This is a genomic window from Nostoc cf. commune SO-36 (genome assembly GCF_023734775.1).
Taxonomy (GTDB): domain Bacteria; phylum Cyanobacteriota; class Cyanobacteriia; order Cyanobacteriales; family Nostocaceae; genus Nostoc; species Nostoc commune_A.
This window is the reverse complement of sequence record NZ_AP025732.1, coordinates 4,285,001-4,304,242: the sequence shown is the minus strand read 5'-3', so window position 1 is coordinate 4,304,242 and position 19,242 is coordinate 4,285,001. Positions and strand designations below refer to the sequence as shown.

At 39.3% G+C, this 19,242-nt stretch carries 13 protein-coding genes, 2 rRNA genes and 5 pseudogenes (1 of these 20 running past the window's edge); 12 read left to right on the top strand and 8 right to left on the bottom strand.

Going from position 1 to position 19,242, the window contains the following annotated elements; genetic code table 11:
* Nucleotides 1-261: 261 nt before the first annotated feature.
* The 6 genes and pseudogenes from ANSO36C_RS19320 to ANSO36C_RS19295 all read left to right on the top strand — a co-directional run bounded on the left by ANSO36C_RS19320 (nt 262) and on the right by ANSO36C_RS19295 (nt 5,521).
* Nucleotides 262-1,359 (top strand): DJ-1/PfpI/YhbO family deglycase/protease, encoded by a 1,098-nt coding sequence (locus tag ANSO36C_RS19320; protein ID WP_251955837.1) that lies wholly within the window; start codon nt 262-264, stop codon nt 1,357-1,359.
* Between the two features lie 105 nt (nt 1,360-1,464).
* Nucleotides 1,465-2,163, top strand: coding sequence for an SRPBCC family protein (locus ANSO36C_RS19315; protein ID WP_251955836.1), 699 nt, complete (start codon nt 1,465-1,467; stop codon nt 2,161-2,163).
* Between the two features lie 46 nt (nt 2,164-2,209).
* Nucleotides 2,210-3,379 carry a zinc-dependent alcohol dehydrogenase gene (locus tag ANSO36C_RS19310; RefSeq protein WP_251955835.1) on the top strand — a complete coding sequence of 390 codons (1,170 nt, stop codon included), beginning with the start codon at nt 2,210-2,212 and terminating at the stop codon, nt 3,377-3,379.
* Between the two features lie 62 nt (nt 3,380-3,441).
* Nucleotides 3,442-3,825: a hypothetical protein gene (locus ANSO36C_RS19305; RefSeq protein WP_251955834.1), complete on the top strand. Its 384-nt coding sequence runs from the start codon at nt 3,442-3,444 to the stop codon at nt 3,823-3,825.
* A gap of 178 nt (nt 3,826-4,003) precedes the next feature.
* A pseudogene (locus tag ANSO36C_RS19300) lies at nt 4,004-5,172 on the top strand (zinc-dependent alcohol dehydrogenase).
* A 7-nt stretch (nt 5,173-5,179) separates the two neighbouring features.
* Nucleotides 5,180-5,521, top strand: a complete 342-nt coding sequence (locus ANSO36C_RS19295) for a cupin domain-containing protein (RefSeq protein ID WP_251955833.1) — start codon at nt 5,180-5,182, stop codon at nt 5,519-5,521.
* A gap of 171 nt (nt 5,522-5,692) precedes the next feature.
* On the opposite strand, the gene ANSO36C_RS19290 is transcribed toward ANSO36C_RS19295, so the two are convergent.
* Nucleotides 5,693-5,875, bottom strand: a complete 183-nt coding sequence (locus ANSO36C_RS19290) for a CsbD family protein (RefSeq protein ID WP_190728582.1) — start codon at nt 5,873-5,875, stop codon at nt 5,693-5,695.
* A 305-nt stretch (nt 5,876-6,180) separates the two neighbouring features.
* Between ANSO36C_RS19290 and ANSO36C_RS19285 the strand changes: the two genes are divergently transcribed.
* Both ANSO36C_RS19285 and ANSO36C_RS19280 read left to right on the top strand, forming a co-directional pair.
* Complete coding sequence (locus tag ANSO36C_RS19285; protein ID WP_251955832.1) at nt 6,181-7,068, top strand: TIGR02587 family membrane protein; 888 nt, start codon at nt 6,181-6,183, stop codon at nt 7,066-7,068.
* On the top strand, nt 7,065-7,460 hold the full coding sequence (locus tag ANSO36C_RS19280; protein WP_251955831.1) for a TIGR02588 family protein: 396 nt from the start codon (nt 7,065-7,067) through the stop codon (nt 7,458-7,460). Before ANSO36C_RS19285 ends, ANSO36C_RS19280 begins: the two co-directional genes overlap by 4 nt.
* A gap of 223 nt (nt 7,461-7,683) precedes the next feature.
* On the opposite strand, the gene ANSO36C_RS19275 is transcribed toward ANSO36C_RS19280, so the two are convergent.
* The 4 genes from ANSO36C_RS19275 to ANSO36C_RS19260 form a co-directional block, all read right to left on the bottom strand.
* Nucleotides 7,684-8,451 (bottom strand): ChaB family protein, encoded by a 768-nt coding sequence (locus tag ANSO36C_RS19275; protein WP_251955830.1) that lies wholly within the window; start codon nt 8,449-8,451, stop codon nt 7,684-7,686.
* A 291-nt stretch (nt 8,452-8,742) separates the two neighbouring features.
* A complete protein-coding gene (locus ANSO36C_RS19270; protein WP_251955829.1) occupies nt 8,743-9,282 on the bottom strand; it encodes a Dps family protein in 540 nt (179 codons plus the stop codon).
* A gap of 279 nt (nt 9,283-9,561) precedes the next feature.
* Entirely contained in the window at nt 9,562-9,918 is a 357-nt protein-coding gene (locus ANSO36C_RS19265) for a hypothetical protein (protein WP_251955828.1), read from the bottom strand.
* Nucleotides 9,919-10,468: 550 nt separating this feature from the next.
* Complete coding sequence (locus tag ANSO36C_RS19260; RefSeq protein WP_251955827.1) at nt 10,469-11,569, bottom strand: glutamate--cysteine ligase; 1,101 nt, start codon at nt 11,567-11,569, stop codon at nt 10,469-10,471.
* An 833-nt stretch (nt 11,570-12,402) separates the two neighbouring features.
* Here ANSO36C_RS19260 and ANSO36C_RS19255 point away from each other — a divergent pair.
* Nucleotides 12,403-13,080, top strand: coding sequence for a Mo-dependent nitrogenase C-terminal domain-containing protein (locus ANSO36C_RS19255; protein ID WP_251955826.1), 678 nt, complete (start codon nt 12,403-12,405; stop codon nt 13,078-13,080).
* 60 nt (nt 13,081-13,140) lie between these two features.
* Nucleotides 13,141-14,168, top strand: a pseudogene (gene obgE, locus ANSO36C_RS19250) (GTPase ObgE).
* 472 nt (nt 14,169-14,640) lie between these two features.
* On the opposite strand, the pseudogene ANSO36C_RS19245 reads toward obgE, so the two are convergent.
* Nucleotides 14,641-16,005: pseudogene (locus ANSO36C_RS19245) on the bottom strand (IS1634 family transposase); the annotation flags it as partial.
* Here ANSO36C_RS19245 and ANSO36C_RS19240 point away from each other — a divergent pair.
* Together ANSO36C_RS19240 and ANSO36C_RS35305 are read left to right on the top strand one after the other, a co-directional pair.
* A pseudogene (locus ANSO36C_RS19240) lies at nt 16,003-16,913 on the top strand (ISL3 family transposase); the annotation flags it as partial. The pseudogenes ANSO36C_RS19245 and ANSO36C_RS19240 overlap by 3 nt on opposite strands.
* Nucleotides 16,914-17,224: 311 nt before the next feature.
* A pseudogene (locus ANSO36C_RS35305) lies at nt 17,225-18,230 on the top strand (IS1634 family transposase); the annotation flags it as partial.
* 576 nt (nt 18,231-18,806) lie between these two features.
* Here the strand turns inward: ANSO36C_RS35305 and rrf are convergent.
* Together rrf and ANSO36C_RS19220 are read right to left on the bottom strand one after the other, a co-directional pair.
* Nucleotides 18,807-18,924 (bottom strand): 5S ribosomal RNA (rrf, locus tag ANSO36C_RS19225).
* A gap of 59 nt (nt 18,925-18,983) precedes the next feature.
* Nucleotides 18,984-19,242, bottom strand: a 23S ribosomal RNA gene (locus tag ANSO36C_RS19220) (it continues 2,633 nt past the right edge of the window).

Here is a 19,242-nt window from a genome sequence, read left to right as displayed (position 1 = left end):
ATAATCTATCCCCTAGGAACGAAGCTAAACTACCTATTGGCACATACTATTGTCAATATGAATTCATGGTCAAGCAACTTGTAGTTGAAGTTTTTAGTTATGAGTTAGGAGTTATCAAACGTGAATTATTCAGTAGTAAACTTCTCACTCATAACTATTTTCTTTCTATTTAGCAAAAATAAAAATCCTAGCTATTTACTGTCCTAATCGATAAATATTGTAGCTAGTTAAATACTAGAAATAAACAGGCAATACAAATTTATGGCTGACTATAACAATCATTCCGGTAAGAAGAAAGTTGCCATCCTCATTGAACAGTCGGTAGAGGATGCAGAATTTACAGTTCCTTATAATGGACTAAAACAAGCTGGAATAGAGGTAGTAGTCCTTGGTTCCCGAATGAATGAAAAATATAAGGGTAAACGCGGCAAACTCAGCATACAAGCTGATGGTACTACAACAGAGGCGATCGCAGCCGAATTCGACGCGGTGATAATTCCCGGCGGGATGGCTCCCGATAAAATGCGGCGAAACCCTAACACAGTACGCTTTGTCCAAGAAGCTATACAACAAGGAAAATTAGTTGCTTCGGTATGCCACGGCCCACAAGTTTTAATTGAAGGCGACTTGCTCAGAGGTAAACAAGCCACTGGTTTTATCGCTATTGCCAAGGACATGATTAACGCTGGTGCAAAATATATAGATGAGCCGGTGGTAGTTGACGGAAATTTGATTACATCTCGTGAACCTGGAGACTTGCCAATTTTCACCACAGCTATTTTGAGCCGTTTGGGTTATGGTGGCAAAGATGCTGCATTACCAAATGAAAAAGACACAAGTGCTGAATGGTGGAAGTTGGGTGATGCTTGGGGTGGCTCAACTAAAGGTGAGATCACCAAAGGTTTAAATAATGCCCTTGCTGGTGAACGTTATTCCCTAGAAGCATTTGAAAACTACTTGCAAAAGGAATCAGATAACGAAGTTAATTCAGTCTTTCAAGAAATAATTGCTAATAAACAGCGCCACATTGAAAAACTGGAAACTTATCTTGAGCGATTAGGCGAAAAACCTTCTTTAGGGGCAAATATTGCTAATCAGTATGCCAAGGTGAAAAGTGCCATGACAGGAAGTGATGATATATATCAGTTACGTTCTGCTCTAGGTGATGTGCAAACTGGTATCGGCGATATTGGCAATTTGTCTGCAATGTTCACTGACCCAGTAGCAACTGCTATTTTCAAAGAAATTTACCACGATTTATTGAAATACGAACAGCAATTGGCACAGTTGTATCGGGCACGGGTAGTAGCTCAGATTCAGCCTCCTAAGCCGACGACAGGGGCTGCTGTATCAATGTAAGGTTTTTTGAACATAGACGGCTACCGCATAGGCGCAAATAACAAAGAGGAAAGAAGAGAGTATTTGCGCCTCTATGGTGAATTTACAGTAATGGAGATATAAAAAGTGACTTCAACATCAGGGGATAAATCAAGTACAAACCAGCCAGAAGCTGGTGAAGTTGAGCGTTGGGCATCTCTCATTGGTGGTGGTGCGATGGTGCTAATGGGTTTAAGGCAAGGTTCATTGCGGGGAGCGCTGACGGCTTTAGCCGGTGGCGGTTTGGTTTATCAAGGTGCAACCAAGCAAAGCACAATCCAGAAAGCACAGGAAGCAATAGGTATAAACCAACCCATCAAAGTTGAAAAGACGGTAACTATCAATAAATCGGCAGAAGAATTGTATCGCTTTTGGCACAACTTTGAGAATCTGCCTACATTTATGAAGCATCTTAAATCTGTCAAGGTGCATAACGAAAAACGTTCTCATTGGATTGCTAATGCACCTTTGGATAATACCGTAGAATGGGATGCAGATATTCTCGAAGACCGAGAAAATGAATTTATTTCTTGGGCTTCTGTAGAAGGTGCAGACATTGATAATTCTGGTTTTGTCCGCTTTAAAAAAGCACCAGGCGATCGCGGCACGGAAGTCAAGGTTGTTTTGGAGTATAACCCACCAGGTGGAGCATTGGCAGCTACTGTAGCTAAACTTTTTGGTGAAGAACCAGAACAGCAAATTGGTGATGAATTGCGCCGTTTCAAGATGCTCATGGAAACAGGCGAAATTTCCACCACTGAAGGTCAAACTTCTGGACGCAAGTAGTTATTTGTTCTTTGCCCAATGCCCACTTGCCCAATGACTAATAACTATGAAAGCAGTCTGCTGGAACGGTGCAAATGATGTGCAGGTACAGTCGGTACCAGACCCGACAATTCTTAACCCGCGTGATGCGATTATTAAAATTACTTCCACGGCAATTTGTGGCTCTGATCTACATATATATGGTGGCTATATTCCCACAGTGCAACAGGATGACATTATTGGTCACGAATTCATAGGAGAAGTCGTGGAAGTTGGCAGAGGAGTCAACAATTTAAAAATAGGCGATCGCGTTGTTGTTCCTTCCACAATTGGCTGTGGTAATTGCCATTATTGCCAAGGTGATATGTGGTCATTGTGTGATAACTCCAATTCTAACGGTTGGATTGAAGAAAAATTGTTTGGCAATATCACCTCAGCCATTTATGGCTACTCCCACATGTTAGGTGGGTATGCAGGCGCACAAGCAGAATATATCCGTGTACCCTTTGCTGATGTGGGTGTCGTCAAAGTTCCGCCAGATTTGCCGGATGAGATGTTGTTATTCATCTCCGATGCTATTCCCACCGGTTATATGGGCGCAGAATTATGCGATATCCAACCAGGTGATACTGTAGCCGTTTGGGGTTGCGGTGCTGTTGAACAATTTGCCATGATTAGCGCCTATATGATGAGAGCCGAAAAAGTGATCGAGATCGATCGCTTTCCCGAACGCCTGGAAATGGCGAAAAAGTTTGCCAAAGCAGAAGTGATTAACTACGAAGAAGTTAATGCTGGCGAAGCGTTGAAAGAGATGACTGGTGGTCGTGGTCCTGATGCTTGCATCGATGCCGTTGGTTTAGAAGCACACGGCGTTGGTTTAGAAGACTTCTACGACCAAACAAAACAAAAGCTCAAATTGGAAACCGACCGTCCCCACGTTCTGCGGGAAATGATGGTTGCCTGTCGTAAAGGCGGGACTCTTTCAATTATGGGTGTTTATGGCGGTTTTGTAGACAAAATACCATTTGGTGCAGCCTTTAATAAGGGTCTAACTTTTAGGATGGGACAAATGCATGGACAAAAATATATGCATTCGTTATTGCAGATGATTTTGGATGGAAAACTTGATCCATCTTTTGTTATCACCCATCAATTGCCTCTAGAGCAAGCACCCCACGCCTACAACATTTTTCAACAAAAAAAGGATAACTGTATCAAAGTTGTTCTTAAACCCTAAATGCCGAATAGTCATTCAGTGTTTGGATTTGTACATCTTACATAATGGAATTGAGGTTTTTTATGAATCGATTAACTTCTCGGTTACGAAATATTCGCATTTCTCAAGTCGTTGTAGTTTTCCTAGTAGGATTTATGTTTTTACTGGGTCAAGCTTTTAGTTACGTTAGTGTAGCACAAGCTGATGTTATAACCCCAGAGGGCACTTATTACAAAGGAATACCAGACGGGCAAGGTGAAATCAGAAACGATACCCAAACAACAAGTAACCAAAATCCGTTAAAAAGCGCTGCTGATAATATCCGCGAGAAGCTAAATTTGGATGAAGAAACTCCTAGAGCTACAAAAGAGTTTCTGAAGTCTACAACAAATAAAGTCGAAGAAACAGTTGAGCCATTGACTGAAACTAAAGAAGGTTATTACCGAACTCCTGCTGCTACCAGATAGTGAACAAATAGGGTCTAAGCTTATAACAATTTGTCTCATTGTTTGACTAAATATATTGTCGCATAAGCTTTGTGCAGTTACTGGGACGCGATAATTATCGCGTCTCTAAATTAGACCCAATCAAGATATTTATCTTGATATTAACAAGCCAGAAATCATAAACTAAGGACTAAATATTATGAAAGCAGTTTGCTGGCATGGAGCAAACGATGTGCGGGTTGATACAGTTCCCGACCCCAAAATTCTCAATCCACGCGATGCCATTGTTAAAATTACATCTACGGCAATTTGTGGTTCTGATTTGCATCTTTATGACGGCTACATTCCCACGATGCAAAAGGGCGATATCCTTGGTCATGAATTCATGGGGAAGTGGTAGAACTTGGAAATGCAGTTAAAAATGTCAACGTAGGCGATCGCGTCGTTGTTCCTTTTACTATATCTTGTGGTGGTTGCTTTTTCTGCAATCGGGATTTATGGTCATTGTGCGATAACTCTAACCCCAATGCTTGGTTAGTAGAAAAGCAAATGGGACATTCGCCAGCAGGTCTATTTGGCTACTCTCATTTATTCGGCGGTTACGCTGGTGGTCAAGCAGAGTATGCACGAGTACCCTTTGCTGATGTCGGCTTGTTCAAAATCCCCGATGGTTTAACGGATGAGCAAGTGCTATTTCTAACAGATGTTTTCCCCACTGGCTACATGGCAGCCGAGAACTGCAACATCAAACCCGGTGATATTGTCGCTGTTTGGGGTTGTGGCCCAGTCGGACAATTCGCCATCAGAAGCGCATATATGCTCGGTGCGGAACGGGTAATTGCCTTTGACCGCGTTCCTGAACGTCTGCAAATGGCTAAAGAATACGGCAAAGCTGAAGTTCTCAACTATGAAGAAGTAGACATAGGCGAAGCACTCAAAGAAATGACTGGTGGTCGTGGCCCTGACGCTTGCATAGATGCAGTGGGAATGGAAGCACACGGCACAGATTTTATGGCGATGTACGACCAGGTAAAGCAAGCAGTACGTTTAGAAACAGACCGTCCAACGGCATTACGACAAGTAATTGTGTCTTGTCGTAAAGGTGGTCACGTATCAATTCCGGGTGTATATGGTGGCTTTATAGACAAAGTGCCAATGGGTGCTGCGATGAACAAGGGTCTAACCATGAAAATGGGACAAACACACGTCCACAAGTATCTAAAACCTTTGTTAGAACACATCCAAAATGGTGATATCGATCCAACGTTTATAATCACTCACAGCTTACCTTTAGAACAAGCGCCCCACGGCTACGAAATTTTTAAGCACAAGAAAGATAACTGCATCAAAGTTGTACTCAAACCGTAAGGTAATTATGAGCGATACCAGCGTTAAAAAAATAGATTCTACCCATTCCCCTAAAGGTAAACTCGGTCAGAAGTATCTTGCTTCTGGTAAATCTATTTCCATGCGTCTTTGGGAAGAAGAACAACCAAACGAAAACAAAGAACCAGCTTCGCGCGACTATGAAACAGTTGGTTATGTAATTAATGGTCGTGCCGAATTGCACATTGAAGGGCAAATGATTTTGCTAGAGCCTGGGAATTCTTGGGTTGTACCCAAAGGAGCCAGCCACACATACAAAATCCTGGAACCATTCACGGCTGTTGAAGCAACCAGTCCACCGGCTCAAATCCACGGACGGGATGAAAATTAAGCGATAGATAACAAGCCGTTTTTAATTGTGTTTAATGTAGGTATTTCGTAGGGTAGCACAGTTGTGCTACCCTACTGTCTTTTGGTTATGCCTTTATCGAGAGAAGCCGGGGCTTTCTGAAATCCTTTCCTAGACAGAACTATTATTTCTATTTACACTGCAAAAACTAAATTAATCTAAAGCTTTCTTAAGTTCGTCTTTAATGTTTTCTACAGTGTGAGTAGCTTGGGCTTGGGCTTGCTTTGTTTGTCCTTCAGCTTTATCTTGTGGATTGCCAGTTATTTCACCCACAACCTCTTGAATTTTCCCTTCAATATTCTTTACAGTAGCTTCTACTCTTTTTTCGGCGCTCATGGTTTTTACTTCCAGCTTGTAGTTGATTCAGCTATTACATAAACTAACAGTTGTGTATTATTTTTGACTTCCATCAACCGAGAGAAGAATTTGCTAGATTATGTATCTTAAGATAGATACGGGGTGCGACAGAACACCCCCCTTGAAAAATATGAAAATATTATAAATTCGCAGTGTCCAGATCCCCGGTTTCTTTGAAAAACCGGAGATCTAACTTTTCACGAAGGATTTAGGACTGCTATATGCATCTTCATAGAGAATGAGTATAAGTCAAAGCAAATTTTCAACAAAAGGAAAGTCCAGGAGTGACAACAAAACGTCAAAAAAATATATGGAGGAGTGAGATTAATGACATCATTAGGGGTGCTTGTGGAGGTTTTTTATTTGGCATACCCTTACTGTATACAATGGAGGTTTGGTGGATTGGATCAGGAGCCAAACCACAACTGATGATGATGGCGATCGCATTGATGTTTATTGTGGTTTTTTTGCTTAATCAGATAGAAGGCTTTCGGAAACGCAGATATACTAGGCTAACTTATCAAGCCGCAATAGATACCGTAGAAGCGATCGCGATCGGACTAGCTTGTTCTGCCTTTGTGCTGTTACTATTGCGAGAATTGACCCTAGAAACTTCCCTAAAGGAATCTTTAGGTAAAATCATCTTTGAAAGTGTGCCCTTTGCCATCGGTGTAGCATTAGCAAACCAGTTATTGGGAGATAGTGAAAACAATAATACAGAAGGAAAAGCTGCCAATCAGCTAAACGACGCAACCAAGAATAAGGGGGATGAGTTACACGCCACTTTTGCCGATTTAGGTGCAACTCTGATTGGTGCAACTGTAATTGCATTTAACATTGCTCCAACCGATGAAATTCCCATGCTTGCAGCCGCAGCCTCACCACCTTGGCAGTTGGCAATGATCGCCACATCTCTGCTCATTTCCTATGGCATTGTATTTCAAGCAGGCTTTTCTGACCAACAAAAGCGAAGACAGCAAAAGGGAATTTTCCAACGCCCATCGAGCGAAACTATTATGTCCTATCTAGTATCACTGCTAGCAGGCGCTTTTATGTTGTGGTTCTTTCAAAAATTAACTTTTAGTGACCCTTGGACAATGTGGTTAGATCACACATTAATGCTGGGATTACCTGCAACTATTGGCGGTGCAGCTGGAAGGTTAGCAATATGACTAAAACTGAACAACCATCACGCTCTATTGCAGAGTGGGTAACATTCAGCGTCGCCTCACTTATTGTAGCAATCATTGTGAGTCTGGTGGGCTACACTTGGCTGAACGAAAAGAATCAACCTCCCATCCTTTCTGTTACCAAAAAACAAACAATTCGGGAAGTTGATGGTCAATTTTATGTTCCCTTTGAAGTCGAGAATACTGGAGGAGACACAGCCGAATCAGTCCAAATTATGGCTGAGTTACTAATTAACGGCAAAGTTACAGAAACAGGAGAGCAACAGATCGACTTTTTATCTAGTGGGGAAACTGAAGAAGGCGCATTCATATTCAGCCAAAATCCGCGCCAAGGTCAGTTAAATCTACGTGTTGGTAGCTATAAATTGCCCTAATGAAGATTTAAAACCGCAGATATAGCGAATCTCAAATGATACAAATACGGTGGTAGGGGCATGGCCATGCCCCTACGAGAAATCTATATGTATCAGGATTTTTGTGAATTTGTATTACCCATGTGGAAACCGCTATAAATACAGATGAACGTTACCACCCTTAACTAAAAGTTGGCAGGATTACCCACTCTATAAAATTGGATAATTTATTTTTTGGAAATCCTTAAGCTTTAACCTTGGCTTTTGACCAGACACCGTTTTCATCTTCATCATATTGCTGATGAACAGACTCCCAGGCAGCTTGTTCAGCCGTGAACTCGTCATTTTTCTCATTAAAGACAGTGTTATAGCGCTCAATAAATGTGCGTTGAGCTTCTTCAGAAAGATGAGCGCGAACCTCAGGAGACAAGTCTTGTGGGCTGTTGCACTGTCCAGGACAAGGGCGAGCAAAGGTTTTTTCAATTGTGTGAATTTCTTCGCCACCAGCACTTTCGAGTAGCAATTGAAATTCGCCAGTGCGATCGCTAGGAACTTCTGCCATCACTAAAAACTCGCCGGCTTGTAAGCGGGTTTGATAGATAGCCGCTTTATCTTCTGGCATTCCTAAAGTAGTTAGAACCGATACTAGACCCGCACCTGCACTACCTGCGATCGCTCCGCTAGCAGCCCCCAATAGCACTGCACCAATAGGCCCTGCTGCCACAATTGGGCCGACAAAAGGAATAAACAGTACGCCTACACCCGTAAGCAAGCTCAGAAAGGAACCAAACAGGGAACCAAAAACTGCTCCTGTTCGCAAACCTCCGAGAATCACATCTTTTTTACTAATAAAGCCAGCAATTCTCGTTTCTGACTGGAAGTTTCTGCCCATAACCGAAATATGATCTCTCGGCACACCCCTGTCTAATAAACGCCGAATTACATCATCAATTTGCTTCTGTTCTTTGAATACAGCAGATATAGTACGTTCTGCTTTATATACTTCTGGCACTTGCTTAAATACTCCTTGTATTATGTTATTTTTGCAATGAATATGGCGAATTAGGTAGATGCAACGAGATTAATCCTTTGACACCAGTTACAAGGTAATAAGTTTGGTTTATGGGCTTAATCCTCCCTAACCCTCCTAAAAAAGGAGGGAATCAGAGCAAGCTTTTTAAAGGGGTTGGGAGGATTTTTCAGTGCAAAATATCACTAACTGAAGTGTGTTGAGTTATTAATGAGTAATCAATCTTCCCTCAACTGGTTTCACATACAGCCACCCTAAATTCAAACCTTAGAACTACACGCCTACAGGAGTCTTAGCATTTTCTGCTGGCTGTCTACCATCTGGGCCCAGTGCTTCTCCTTCAATAAATGAACGCAGCATCCAAGCCATTTCCTCATGCTGTTCCATAAGTCCAGTCAAAAAGTCAGCAGTTCCTTGATCGTGGAACTGCTCACCGGACTGATCTACATGTTCTCTTAAGTTACGAATAACCTGCTCGTGATCATCCACTAGATTAGATACCATTCCCGTTGCTGTGGGCACATTTCCAGCATGCTCCTTGAGGGTAGCAATCTTAAGAAATCCCTCCAATGTTCCAACTGGAAAACCACCCAAAGTACGAATCCGCTCTGCTAAGGCATCAATATTTAGAGTCAGTTTTTGGTAGTGTTCTTCCCAAAGCTGGTGCAAAGAGCGGAACTGAGGGCCAACGACATCCCAGTGATACTTTTTGGTTTTCACCAACAGTAGATAGGCATCTGCCAAATCTTGATTCAACAGATTAATTACACCTTGACGCTGTTCTTCGGTCAAACCAATGTTTATCGAACGCATTGTTTTCCATTCCTAAGCAAAGTTATCTATTAATTTCCCAAATTTTCCATCTAATCCACATCAACCAAAGGAGACATTCTGAGTTTAAATTAATTATCAGATGACATAGTTACACCTATTCCTTAATACGGATGAACATATTTGTATATTTAATTTTTAAATTTAAATATTTAATTTAAGTAAGTTATGATGTGAACGTCACATTAAAAAGCAGCAATGGGTCACTGCTTTGATGCAATCACCCATTACTATCGAAAAACTACTAAAGTATTAAATCTGTTACTTACCTGTAACTTTCTCCAACACATTCTTTATATTTTCTTCCACAGATGTTGAAGCCTGGGAATTTTCTGGACGCTTCTGTTTGTCAATATCAGCAGCTCCCTGAACCTCATTTAGCCCTTCGTTAGTCTCTTTTTGAGTCTTTCTCAATCCTATTGGTGGTGCTTTACCTGCTTCATCAGTTTTAGCCTGAATATCAAGCAGTTGTGTAGTACCTTCAGTCGGGTCACTTTGGTAGCTATCGATCGCAAAAGCAGGAAAAGCATTAGAGAACAATACTAGGGCACAAGTAAAAGCCACAATTAGAAAACGTACCGGACGGAAAATAGATAAAACAGAAGCAATAATCTTCATTGGAAGTCCTCGATAACAGCTTTTACAACGCAGAACTTTCATTAAAAGAGGGAAGCTTATACCTTTATTTAGCAATTTGAGCAATAATAAAACTGGCAAGCTTCGCTTCTATCTAAAAGTTCTTGATAAAAGAACCTGACGAAGAGATTGTCTTTGTTCTTTGTATTTCTGCATAGAATTAGTAAGGGATAATAAGCAAATACCACTTTAATTCTTTTGCAAAATCATTACATTTCAAAATTAAATTCTTCTCTTCAGATTCCCTGTTTATATTTTTACTTTTAAAATGCTAACGTCTGCATCAATCTGTAGAATGAAATTTCCTATATCTTTAGTTGCAATAAAATCAGTCTCTAGGTATATCGACTTGATTTAGTCTGGGTAGGTTAATGACTCTACTATTTTATTTATTATGTTCAGTTAGCTCGACTTTATCCAATCAAAGAATTTTCATTTAAATGCACATTTGATATTATTTGTAAAGTACCAAATTATATAAATATCTTCGTCCTCCTTAACCCCTTAATAAAGGAGGAAATAAATACTTTCTTTAAAAGTTATAAGTCAGCCTTATCACATCTTCTATTGAACTAAGGCGATGGAACATTTGTATTAATTCATGGGATCTTGTTTTTCGTTTCGCCAGCAGCAATTTTAATGGTGTCAAATAATGAATATCTTGATCATCTTCCAAAGCAACTTCGGCTGCTTGCAAGACTTTTGTCGCATTCCCAAAAATATCTTCGTTGTCAAATGCTTCTTTTGCGGAAAGTTGATGTAATGCTGCATCAGGTATAGTTGCTCTACCCAGCAAGGTTTTATCTAATACCAAACCTTTCAATAATGTCAGCAAAGCTGCATAGATTAAAAAATCATCACAACTATCACAAGCCTTAAATTCGATGCGTCCCACTTCAGCCGGAATCCGGGCAATTTTTGTTAAGGAAGGTGTGCTATTAATCAGTTGTTCTTCTTTCTGAATAAAAACCAAGGCGGCTGGTCTTTTTCCGGTTCTAATAAACGTTCGTACAGATAAACCATCCCATAAACCTCCGTTATAAAAAGGAGAACTATAACTAAAAGGGACTATGTAGGGACTATAATAAGTTAACTTTTTCCCAATATCAATTACATCTTCAGTAGGCAAATCTACTACTGAAATATTTAAATCTGGCCCATAAGATACCATGTGAATATTAGCAGTTTGTTCGTCAGGATAAGCCTCTAGCTGTTTGATTTCATAATGGTTTAATGGGGGTTGAGGCTCAAAAGCTGGATTGTAAGGATTGAAACTAACTAAAACCGGTGATAACCCAAAGTTAGCAGCAACTTTACGTAGCAACTTAAAACTTTCTGACAATTCAGTAATAGCGCCTTGAATATTAGAATGTATAGTTGTTCTAATTTCAATACCTTTAACATGACAGTCTATCACCTCATCGGAATCCGCAAATCTTTCAAATCCCTCAATATACCACCTCTTCATCTTAATACCCGCATCGCCAACGCGTAGTTGAGGATAGTCACTAGGGTACGTAGGTAGCTTTTCAATAATTTGATTTAAATCAGCAAATTTTGTGTGAGAAAAATCAGCAAACTTCCCTTCTTTGTTTAGAAAAGCGACTTCATGCTCAATCCCAAATAAAAACATTATGTATACCTTAATTTCTTAGAGTTAACTTAATTTAACTAATGCCAAGCGATAGGAATCCTACAAAGGAGGAAATAACATCACTAAACGATTCATTAGAGAAAAACGTCGGCTATATTTAGCTGGCAGGTTTGCATACTTACAAACAAATTGTCGCCGCACACAGCACTTCCGGCAGCTATGAGGTACATTCTAAAAGCTGAAAGCGATGATAGGAGAGGGCCAAGGAGAAAACTATATTGCATAATAGCCGGAAGCGCTGTAATCATGACATCCGGTAAATCTATGTCAAGCTAGCAAACCTTGCTGTTATCCACTCGTGCGCCAATCTCGATAACAAAACCTTGGGGAATGTTGATTGAGGTAGGTGCGTACCCAGTTGTCGAGGATAGTTCCTCTTAACCAACAGCCTATCTGAGAAGATTTAGCAATAGCAAGTTTATCAAATTAGTAGTCTATGGCTGCAAGAATCTCAGATAATTTAGGATCTAGTGTAATTGGATCTGTGTCTGAAGCTTATAAGCTCCAGCCCAGAGGAAATTAGGAGTGTTTCTGAATGACACCCAGGTTAACTTAGTTTTATTCATGAATACCTCCACAATAAAGATGAACCTCTTTTTTAATTTAAGTAGAAAAATTCTCAATATTAGCCTCAAATGGATTTTACCCCAAGACAGGCTTTTGTGATTTGAAAACTTTTCTGGTTTATTTCTTGAGGCGGCGATGGCTACGCCTACCTACTTTGATGATTTTTCTCCGTTGCCCCCACTATCTTCATAGCCCCTGGGTAGGGTAGCTTAGTAGTGACTGAGGAAAGCTTGAGACGTGAGTTTATGACAAGTACCGTTCAATCCCCCTACAGCAGCGAACAGATTGCCGCTTGGTTGCGTGGGCTGCTCACCATTGCTTGGGCAGATGGTAATTTTGATGCCCAAGAACAGGAATTAATTGCCAGCATCACCAAAAATGAATTAGCTCCTAAGATTCAATGGGATTCACTAGAGGTAATTACGCCAGAAGAATTAGCCGCAGTGTTGGGTAAAGGTACACCAGGCGCGGAAAATTTCTTAAGGACAGCGATAATGGTAGCGATCGCAGATGGTACTTATTCTCCCAGCGAAGATGAGGTTCTGCATCAGTTCTGCCAAGCCTTAGAACAGCCAGAGAATTTATTAGAAGCCCTTCGCCACACCCTGGAACACCCAGATCAAATCACCCCCACTATCGCCAGCACTGGGCTTACAAAGCGTCAAATTGATGCACTACATCCCTTGCGGGACTGGCTGGATGGGCTAGATATCCAAGACCCAAGAGTAGCCCGCTTTTTGTGTAAAATGATTCCCTCCCAATGTCCCTTTGAGCGGGATGTCACCCTATTTGGACGCAAGATTGTCCACATCCCGCCGATGTGTAAAATTAACCCGTTGTATGAGCAACTCGTGGGCTTACGTTTCCGTGCCCTTTCTTATCTGGCAGATAAATGTGGTGAAGATGTTTCACCATATATTTAGTTAGAGTTAGGAGTGAGGAGTTATAATTTTTAACTGCTCACTTCTCATTATTATTTAAGTATGCAATTTATCGACCAAGCAAAAATTGAAGTTGAAGCCGGTAAGGGTGGCGATGGTATTGTCGCCTTCCGGCGAGAGAAGTACGTGCCGACTGGTGGCCCTTCTGGTGGTAATGGAGGAAAAGGCGGTTCGGTATTTTTCGTTGCTGATGAAAACCTACAAACCTTGCTGGATTTCAGATACAACCATCGCTTTCAGGCAGAAAAAGGGACTCGTGGTGGGCCAAGTAACTGCACTGGAGCAGGAGGAAAGGATTTAATTATCGAAGTCCCCTGCGGTACAACTATTTATGATGCTGAAACTGGCGAATTACTAGGGGATTTAACTGAACCTAAGCAGACTTTGCTGATTGCCCAAGGTGGTAAAGGTGGACTAGGAATCAGCATTTCTTGAGTAACCGTAACCGCGCCCCAGAATATGCCCTTCCAGGATTACCAGGAGAAATAAAGCAGCTACGTCTAGAGTTAAAACTTTTGGCAGAAGTGGGAATTATTGGCTTACCAAATGCTGGTAAATCCACTTTAATTTCATCTTTATCAGCAGCACGTCCCAAAATCGCAGACTACCCCTTCACTACCCTCATCCCAAATTTGGGTGTAGTGCGTAAACCTACTGGCGATGGCACTGTTTTCGCCGACATTCCCGGACTAATTGAGGGAGCAGCTCATGGGGCTGGGCTGGGACATGATTTCTTGCGTCACATTGAGCGCACGCGAGTGCTACTTCACCTAATTGATGCTACCAGTGATAATGTGCTGAGAGATTACAACACAATCAAGGAAGAATTACAAGCTTATGGACGGGGTTTAGCAGAACGTCCACAAATTTTGGCGCTGAACAAAATTGATGCAGTTGATCGGGAAACGGTCGATTTGGAGGCGCTAGCCACCCAACTTAATCATCTTTCCTACTCCCCGGTTTTTGTGATTTCAGCAGTTACTCGCACTGGGTTAGAGACGATGCTACAAGAAATCTGGGGAATTCTCGACCAAATGAAGGTTCCACAAGAAGTAGAAGTATTTAGCTAAGAAAACGACGAATTATGCTGATATATCCTAGTTCAGGGGCATCTTAATCACAAACTCAGCGCCTTGTCTTGGCTACGAAATATCTCAGGAACCCTCATTTCTTTCTGTAATGATTTGGTAGCTAATGGCAGACCCTGTGAATTACACATAGCATTGGGTTTTTCTAAACTTCAATCCCACATTCCGCACCCTAACTGTCACAAAGGGGTTTTTACTGAATATTTTCTCGACAATGAGAGTAAAAAAATACTTCCCTGGCTCGTATACTCATATTATTTACTTATCCTAAATAATATTTTATTCTCAATAAGAAGCAATAAGTATTGACGTTTAATTAATAGATAAAAATTTATGAATGTTAAACTAATATCTATGTCTAGTTTATGATATACAAATTAAAAGTGATTACAATTTGTGACTATGAATTTTAATTAATAGTCTCTATGACAAATAGATTGTAGATACAGCCTGATTAACATTTATAATAATAACGACAATTCTCTGGCAAAAAACTCAGAATATATTCTGTTTCCAAATTCAAATTAGATATTGATATTTCATTATCAAATTTTACTAAATGTATAGATTGAAAGCGTTGAAATATCCATCGCATAGTCGGATTATTTATAGATTTACCAAGCTGATTTTTAATAGTAGATTCAGATGCCGATAAAGCTTTTCTTATTTGTCTTTGAGCTAAAGTATAAACTAATAGGCATAATCCCATTATCATAGCCATAGCTTCAATTCTTTCTGGAGATTTCAGAAAAATACTATCTGCAAAAAATAAGGGGTCTTTGAGAAATCCAAATCCCCGCTCACAGCTTTGCTGTGCCTTGTATTCGGAAAGCATATCATCATTACTAAGAGATTTTTCATCTAAAATGTTTGTAGCAAGTATGAAACGTCCAGCCCCTTGATAAGCTATTTTAATAGCATGTATATTCTCAGACAATGAAGCATTTACTTGATAAAAAAGTTTTTTATCTTTTGATTCTTTCTCTAAATAATCGATGTTATCAATTTGATGGTACTTGAACTTTTTCTTGAAATTGTCCACGGCTTTGATAGCACAGTCACGAGAATTAAATTTTGAGTTAAGTAGTTTTTTCAGATAATCTAATGCACTAGTTTTTGACTTAGATATTCTTTTTTCTAATTTTCGTAAATCAGATTCCTTTCTTTCAGTGCTTTCTATAACCAACCATCTTTGTTCAACTCCACCATAATTACTTTTAACTACAGAATAATAATATCCGGTTAAAGAACTACTAATAAAATTAGTTGATAATAATGTTGATACTAGTTCTTTTGCCAGTCCTATAGTCATAGGGACTCTACATAACCATCTCGTTCCAAATAATGAACTAATATTTTTTGCGTTATACAAAGCCGCATCTGCAACCATTAAACTATCTTCATTTTTTATTTCTGGTTTTTGCATTTGTTCTTTGTATTCTAAAAATATGTTAGCAAAACTTGAACAATCGGATTGATTTCCAGATGCAGATTTTAAAAATATTGGTATATCTCCATCAGATGATGATATTAAGTCTATAATAAATTGTTTTAAATCGGGTCTATGGTCACGAGAATAACCATGAGTAATTTCAATAGCTTGTGGGGATTTGATTTGGCCATTTGATGAATTATTATGAATAATTACATCTGGTAAACTAGTGTTGTATTCACCATGTAAATGTAGTGAAGTTGAGTCTAAATGTGACGATTTTAAACTAATATTAAATTGTTGTATTACATTTATAGTAATCGTTAAAAATATCTCAGTTAAACCTTTAATAAATAACTTATCCATTACTCTACCTAATTTATCATGATCCATGATTTGCCGTGGAATAAAAAACCAGTACTCTTAAAAATAAATTGCCGCCAATTTAAATGTCATAAGTGTAAAAAAGTATTTAGCGAACAACTAAATTTTGTAGATAAAAGTAAAGGATATACTAAAAGATTAGCGTCCGACATAGTTCAACAAGTATTAAATAGTAATATTCATAGTGTTGCCCAAAGAAATGGCTTAAGTGATGAAGAAGTAGAATCAATGTTAAAAAACCAAGCGTCACAGATATTAAATATTAATTTAAGTCAGATAAAAAGGTTAGGAATAGATGAAATTGCCTTGGTGAAAGGTCAGGGAAATTATCTAGCAGTATTAGTAGATTTAGATAGTCATAAACCAATTGAGATAGTGCAGTCGAGAAGAATAGAAGATATTCGTAAAGTCCTTGTCGGTTGGAGAATTGATGTACTTAATGAAATAGAAGAAGTGAGTATTGATCTCTGGTCACCTTATAAAAAATTAGTAGAAGAATTAATGCCAAATGCCAACATAACTGCTGACAGATTTCATGTGATGAAACAAATTACTGAGGAGTTAGATACTATGCGTAAAAACGAGAAAAAAGCCGCAATGTCGTTAGATGATGAATCAGAAAAAGCCAAAAGATTGGAAGCATTAAACAAGAGTAAATATAGCTTACTAAAAAACGAAGACTCTTTAAATGAAAAGCAAAAATTGAAATTACAGTCTGTGCTAGAAATTTCGCCTAATCTCGCTAAAATGCACGCACTTAAAGAACAATTTCGCCAGATGACACAACTAAATCTTGGGGAGATAGCATCACTCAATTATTAGACTGGATGTATGATGCTCGTTCATCTTTTCCGAAAAGTCTAGGGACAATGGTGAGATGGTTTGGGGAAATAGTTGGTTATTTTGACGGCAGTCAGCAGTAACACTGACTGCTTTTCTCTAGCCTTTTAGCCCACCTTCCGCACCCCAACTGTCACACATCAACAAAAAGTGGACAGAGTAGTACACAGGAACTAAGTTAGATTCAAAATTTAACAGACTTAATGAGAATAAGTAGTATTAAGTCTGGTGATTTAGCGAGAAGAGAAAGTTGTGTGATGAAGACAGAAGCAAGAGAAAACTTCATAGTTAAAAATAATTGATAACAAAAACATAAATGAGAGAATTGCAACAGAAGTTGTGGAGAATGGTGTTGTAATGTTGAATGCGGGAAGACATTTAAATTCAGAACATAGACCATTTAGGAATAGTAGCAGGAATAAATAGACGCGATAGGAATTGGTAGAAATAATTAATGAATTAATAGGTGAAGAGAAAGGAGAAAAAGTCAGTCCAGGTCATGTAGTTAAAGCTATGATATTGAACGGACTAGGATTTGTATCCAAACCTCTATATATGTTTCCAAAATATTTTGAAACAATAGCTTGTGAACATTTAATAGGAGCAGGAGTAAAACCAGAATATCTCAATGATGATAAATTGGGGAGAGTCATGGATAAACTATTTATAAAAGGACTGGATACAATATTTTTTATCATCGCATTAAAAGCAGCCAAAAAATTTAATGTATCACTGTCAACATCACATCTAGATTCATCCTCAATGCACGTGCATGGGGAATACAATACCAGCTTACCAGAAGTGATATTTGAGAATCAAGAATCAAGAAATACCCAAGACCTAGAAGAGTTAACGGTAAAATCACCAAAAGAAATTACCATCACTTACGGTTATTCAAGAGATCATAGACCAGATTTAAAACAATTTATCATAGAACTAATATGTTCAGGAGATGGGGATTAGCATCAGGAAACCAATCGGACTCATCATGTTTCGGAAAAATAGCAGTTGAGTATCAAAAACAATTACAAGTTAACAGTCTCATAGTTGCAGACTGCGCCTTATATACAGAATCAAATCTGAAATTGATGTCGGAATTACGCTGGTTATGTCGAGTGCCATTAAGTATCAAAACCGCACAATCACTAATATCAACATTACCAGAATTGGAATTTATCGATAGTAATTTGCCAGGATATAGATTTGTTTCAAAAACAGTTACTTATGGAGAAATAGAACAAAGATGGTTGGTAGTACAAAGCCAAGATAGAAGAGAATCAGACCTGCGTAAACTCTCCCAAAAAATTATCAAGGCAGAGTCAAAAGCTATTCAGGAGTTAAAAAAGTTATCACAAGATAAATTTGCTTGTGAGGCAGATGCAATCAAGACGAAAAACACGTTTCTAATTTGACTCAAGATAGGGATTTTATCCTGAATCTTTTACCAGATGATTGTCTCCGCTATTATCAATTAATCACATAATTTTCCTCTCTATTAATTTAGTATAGCCGTTTACATGAGCTAATCGTTTTGATTTATAGCTCTAATTTCCTGTGTCAAAAATCTAGTTTATTTACTTCAATTCATTATTCTAATTTATGATTTCAGCTTTTAACATCTTCATTTATTTATCTCATCCGAATCTATCTGCCATCAATTGTTATTGCTGCTTATTGAGAATAAGTTTTGATGGCATTTTTGGTGATTCATGGTAGCTCAAATATCTTTTTTGCTTTCAGATGTCTGTTTTTATTCTTACGTACCTTTTTTTTCTCAGTAATTTCCGTTTGTGACACTTAGGGATGCGGAAGGTGGGTTTTAGTCCAAAGTCCAGTAATTTAGCTGCTCGAGTTTAGCTAAATGATTTACCCAAATTCAAGATAAACAAAAACCTCCAAGGACTAAGCAAAACAAAACCCCCAAACTCTGATTAGAGCTAGGGGGTTTTGGTATAGGATTAAAAACCTGGCATCGAGCTATTTTTGCGTAGGGCTACCCCTAAACTATCGTGGCCGCAGCAGCGTTTCACCTCTGAGTTCGGGAAGGGTTCAGTGTGGTTCCACCGCGCAATAGACACCAGGAAAAATTGTTGGGTCAGAAACCCTGAAGACTGCAAGTAACGCGAAACCAAATGATTTTTGAGGTCAAGCCCTCGGTCTGTTAGCACGGCTCGGCTACATACATTGCTGCACTTCCACCTACCGCCTAAGAACGGGTGTTCTGCCCGTGACCTTACCCACTTAAAGTGGTGAGAGCACTCATCTTGAGGTGGGCTTCCCACTTAGATGCTTTCAGCGGTTATCCGCTCCGCACTTGGCTACCCAGCGTTTACCGTTGGCACGATAACTGGTACACCAGCGGTGCGTTCCTCCCGGTCCTCTCGTACTAAGGAGGACTCC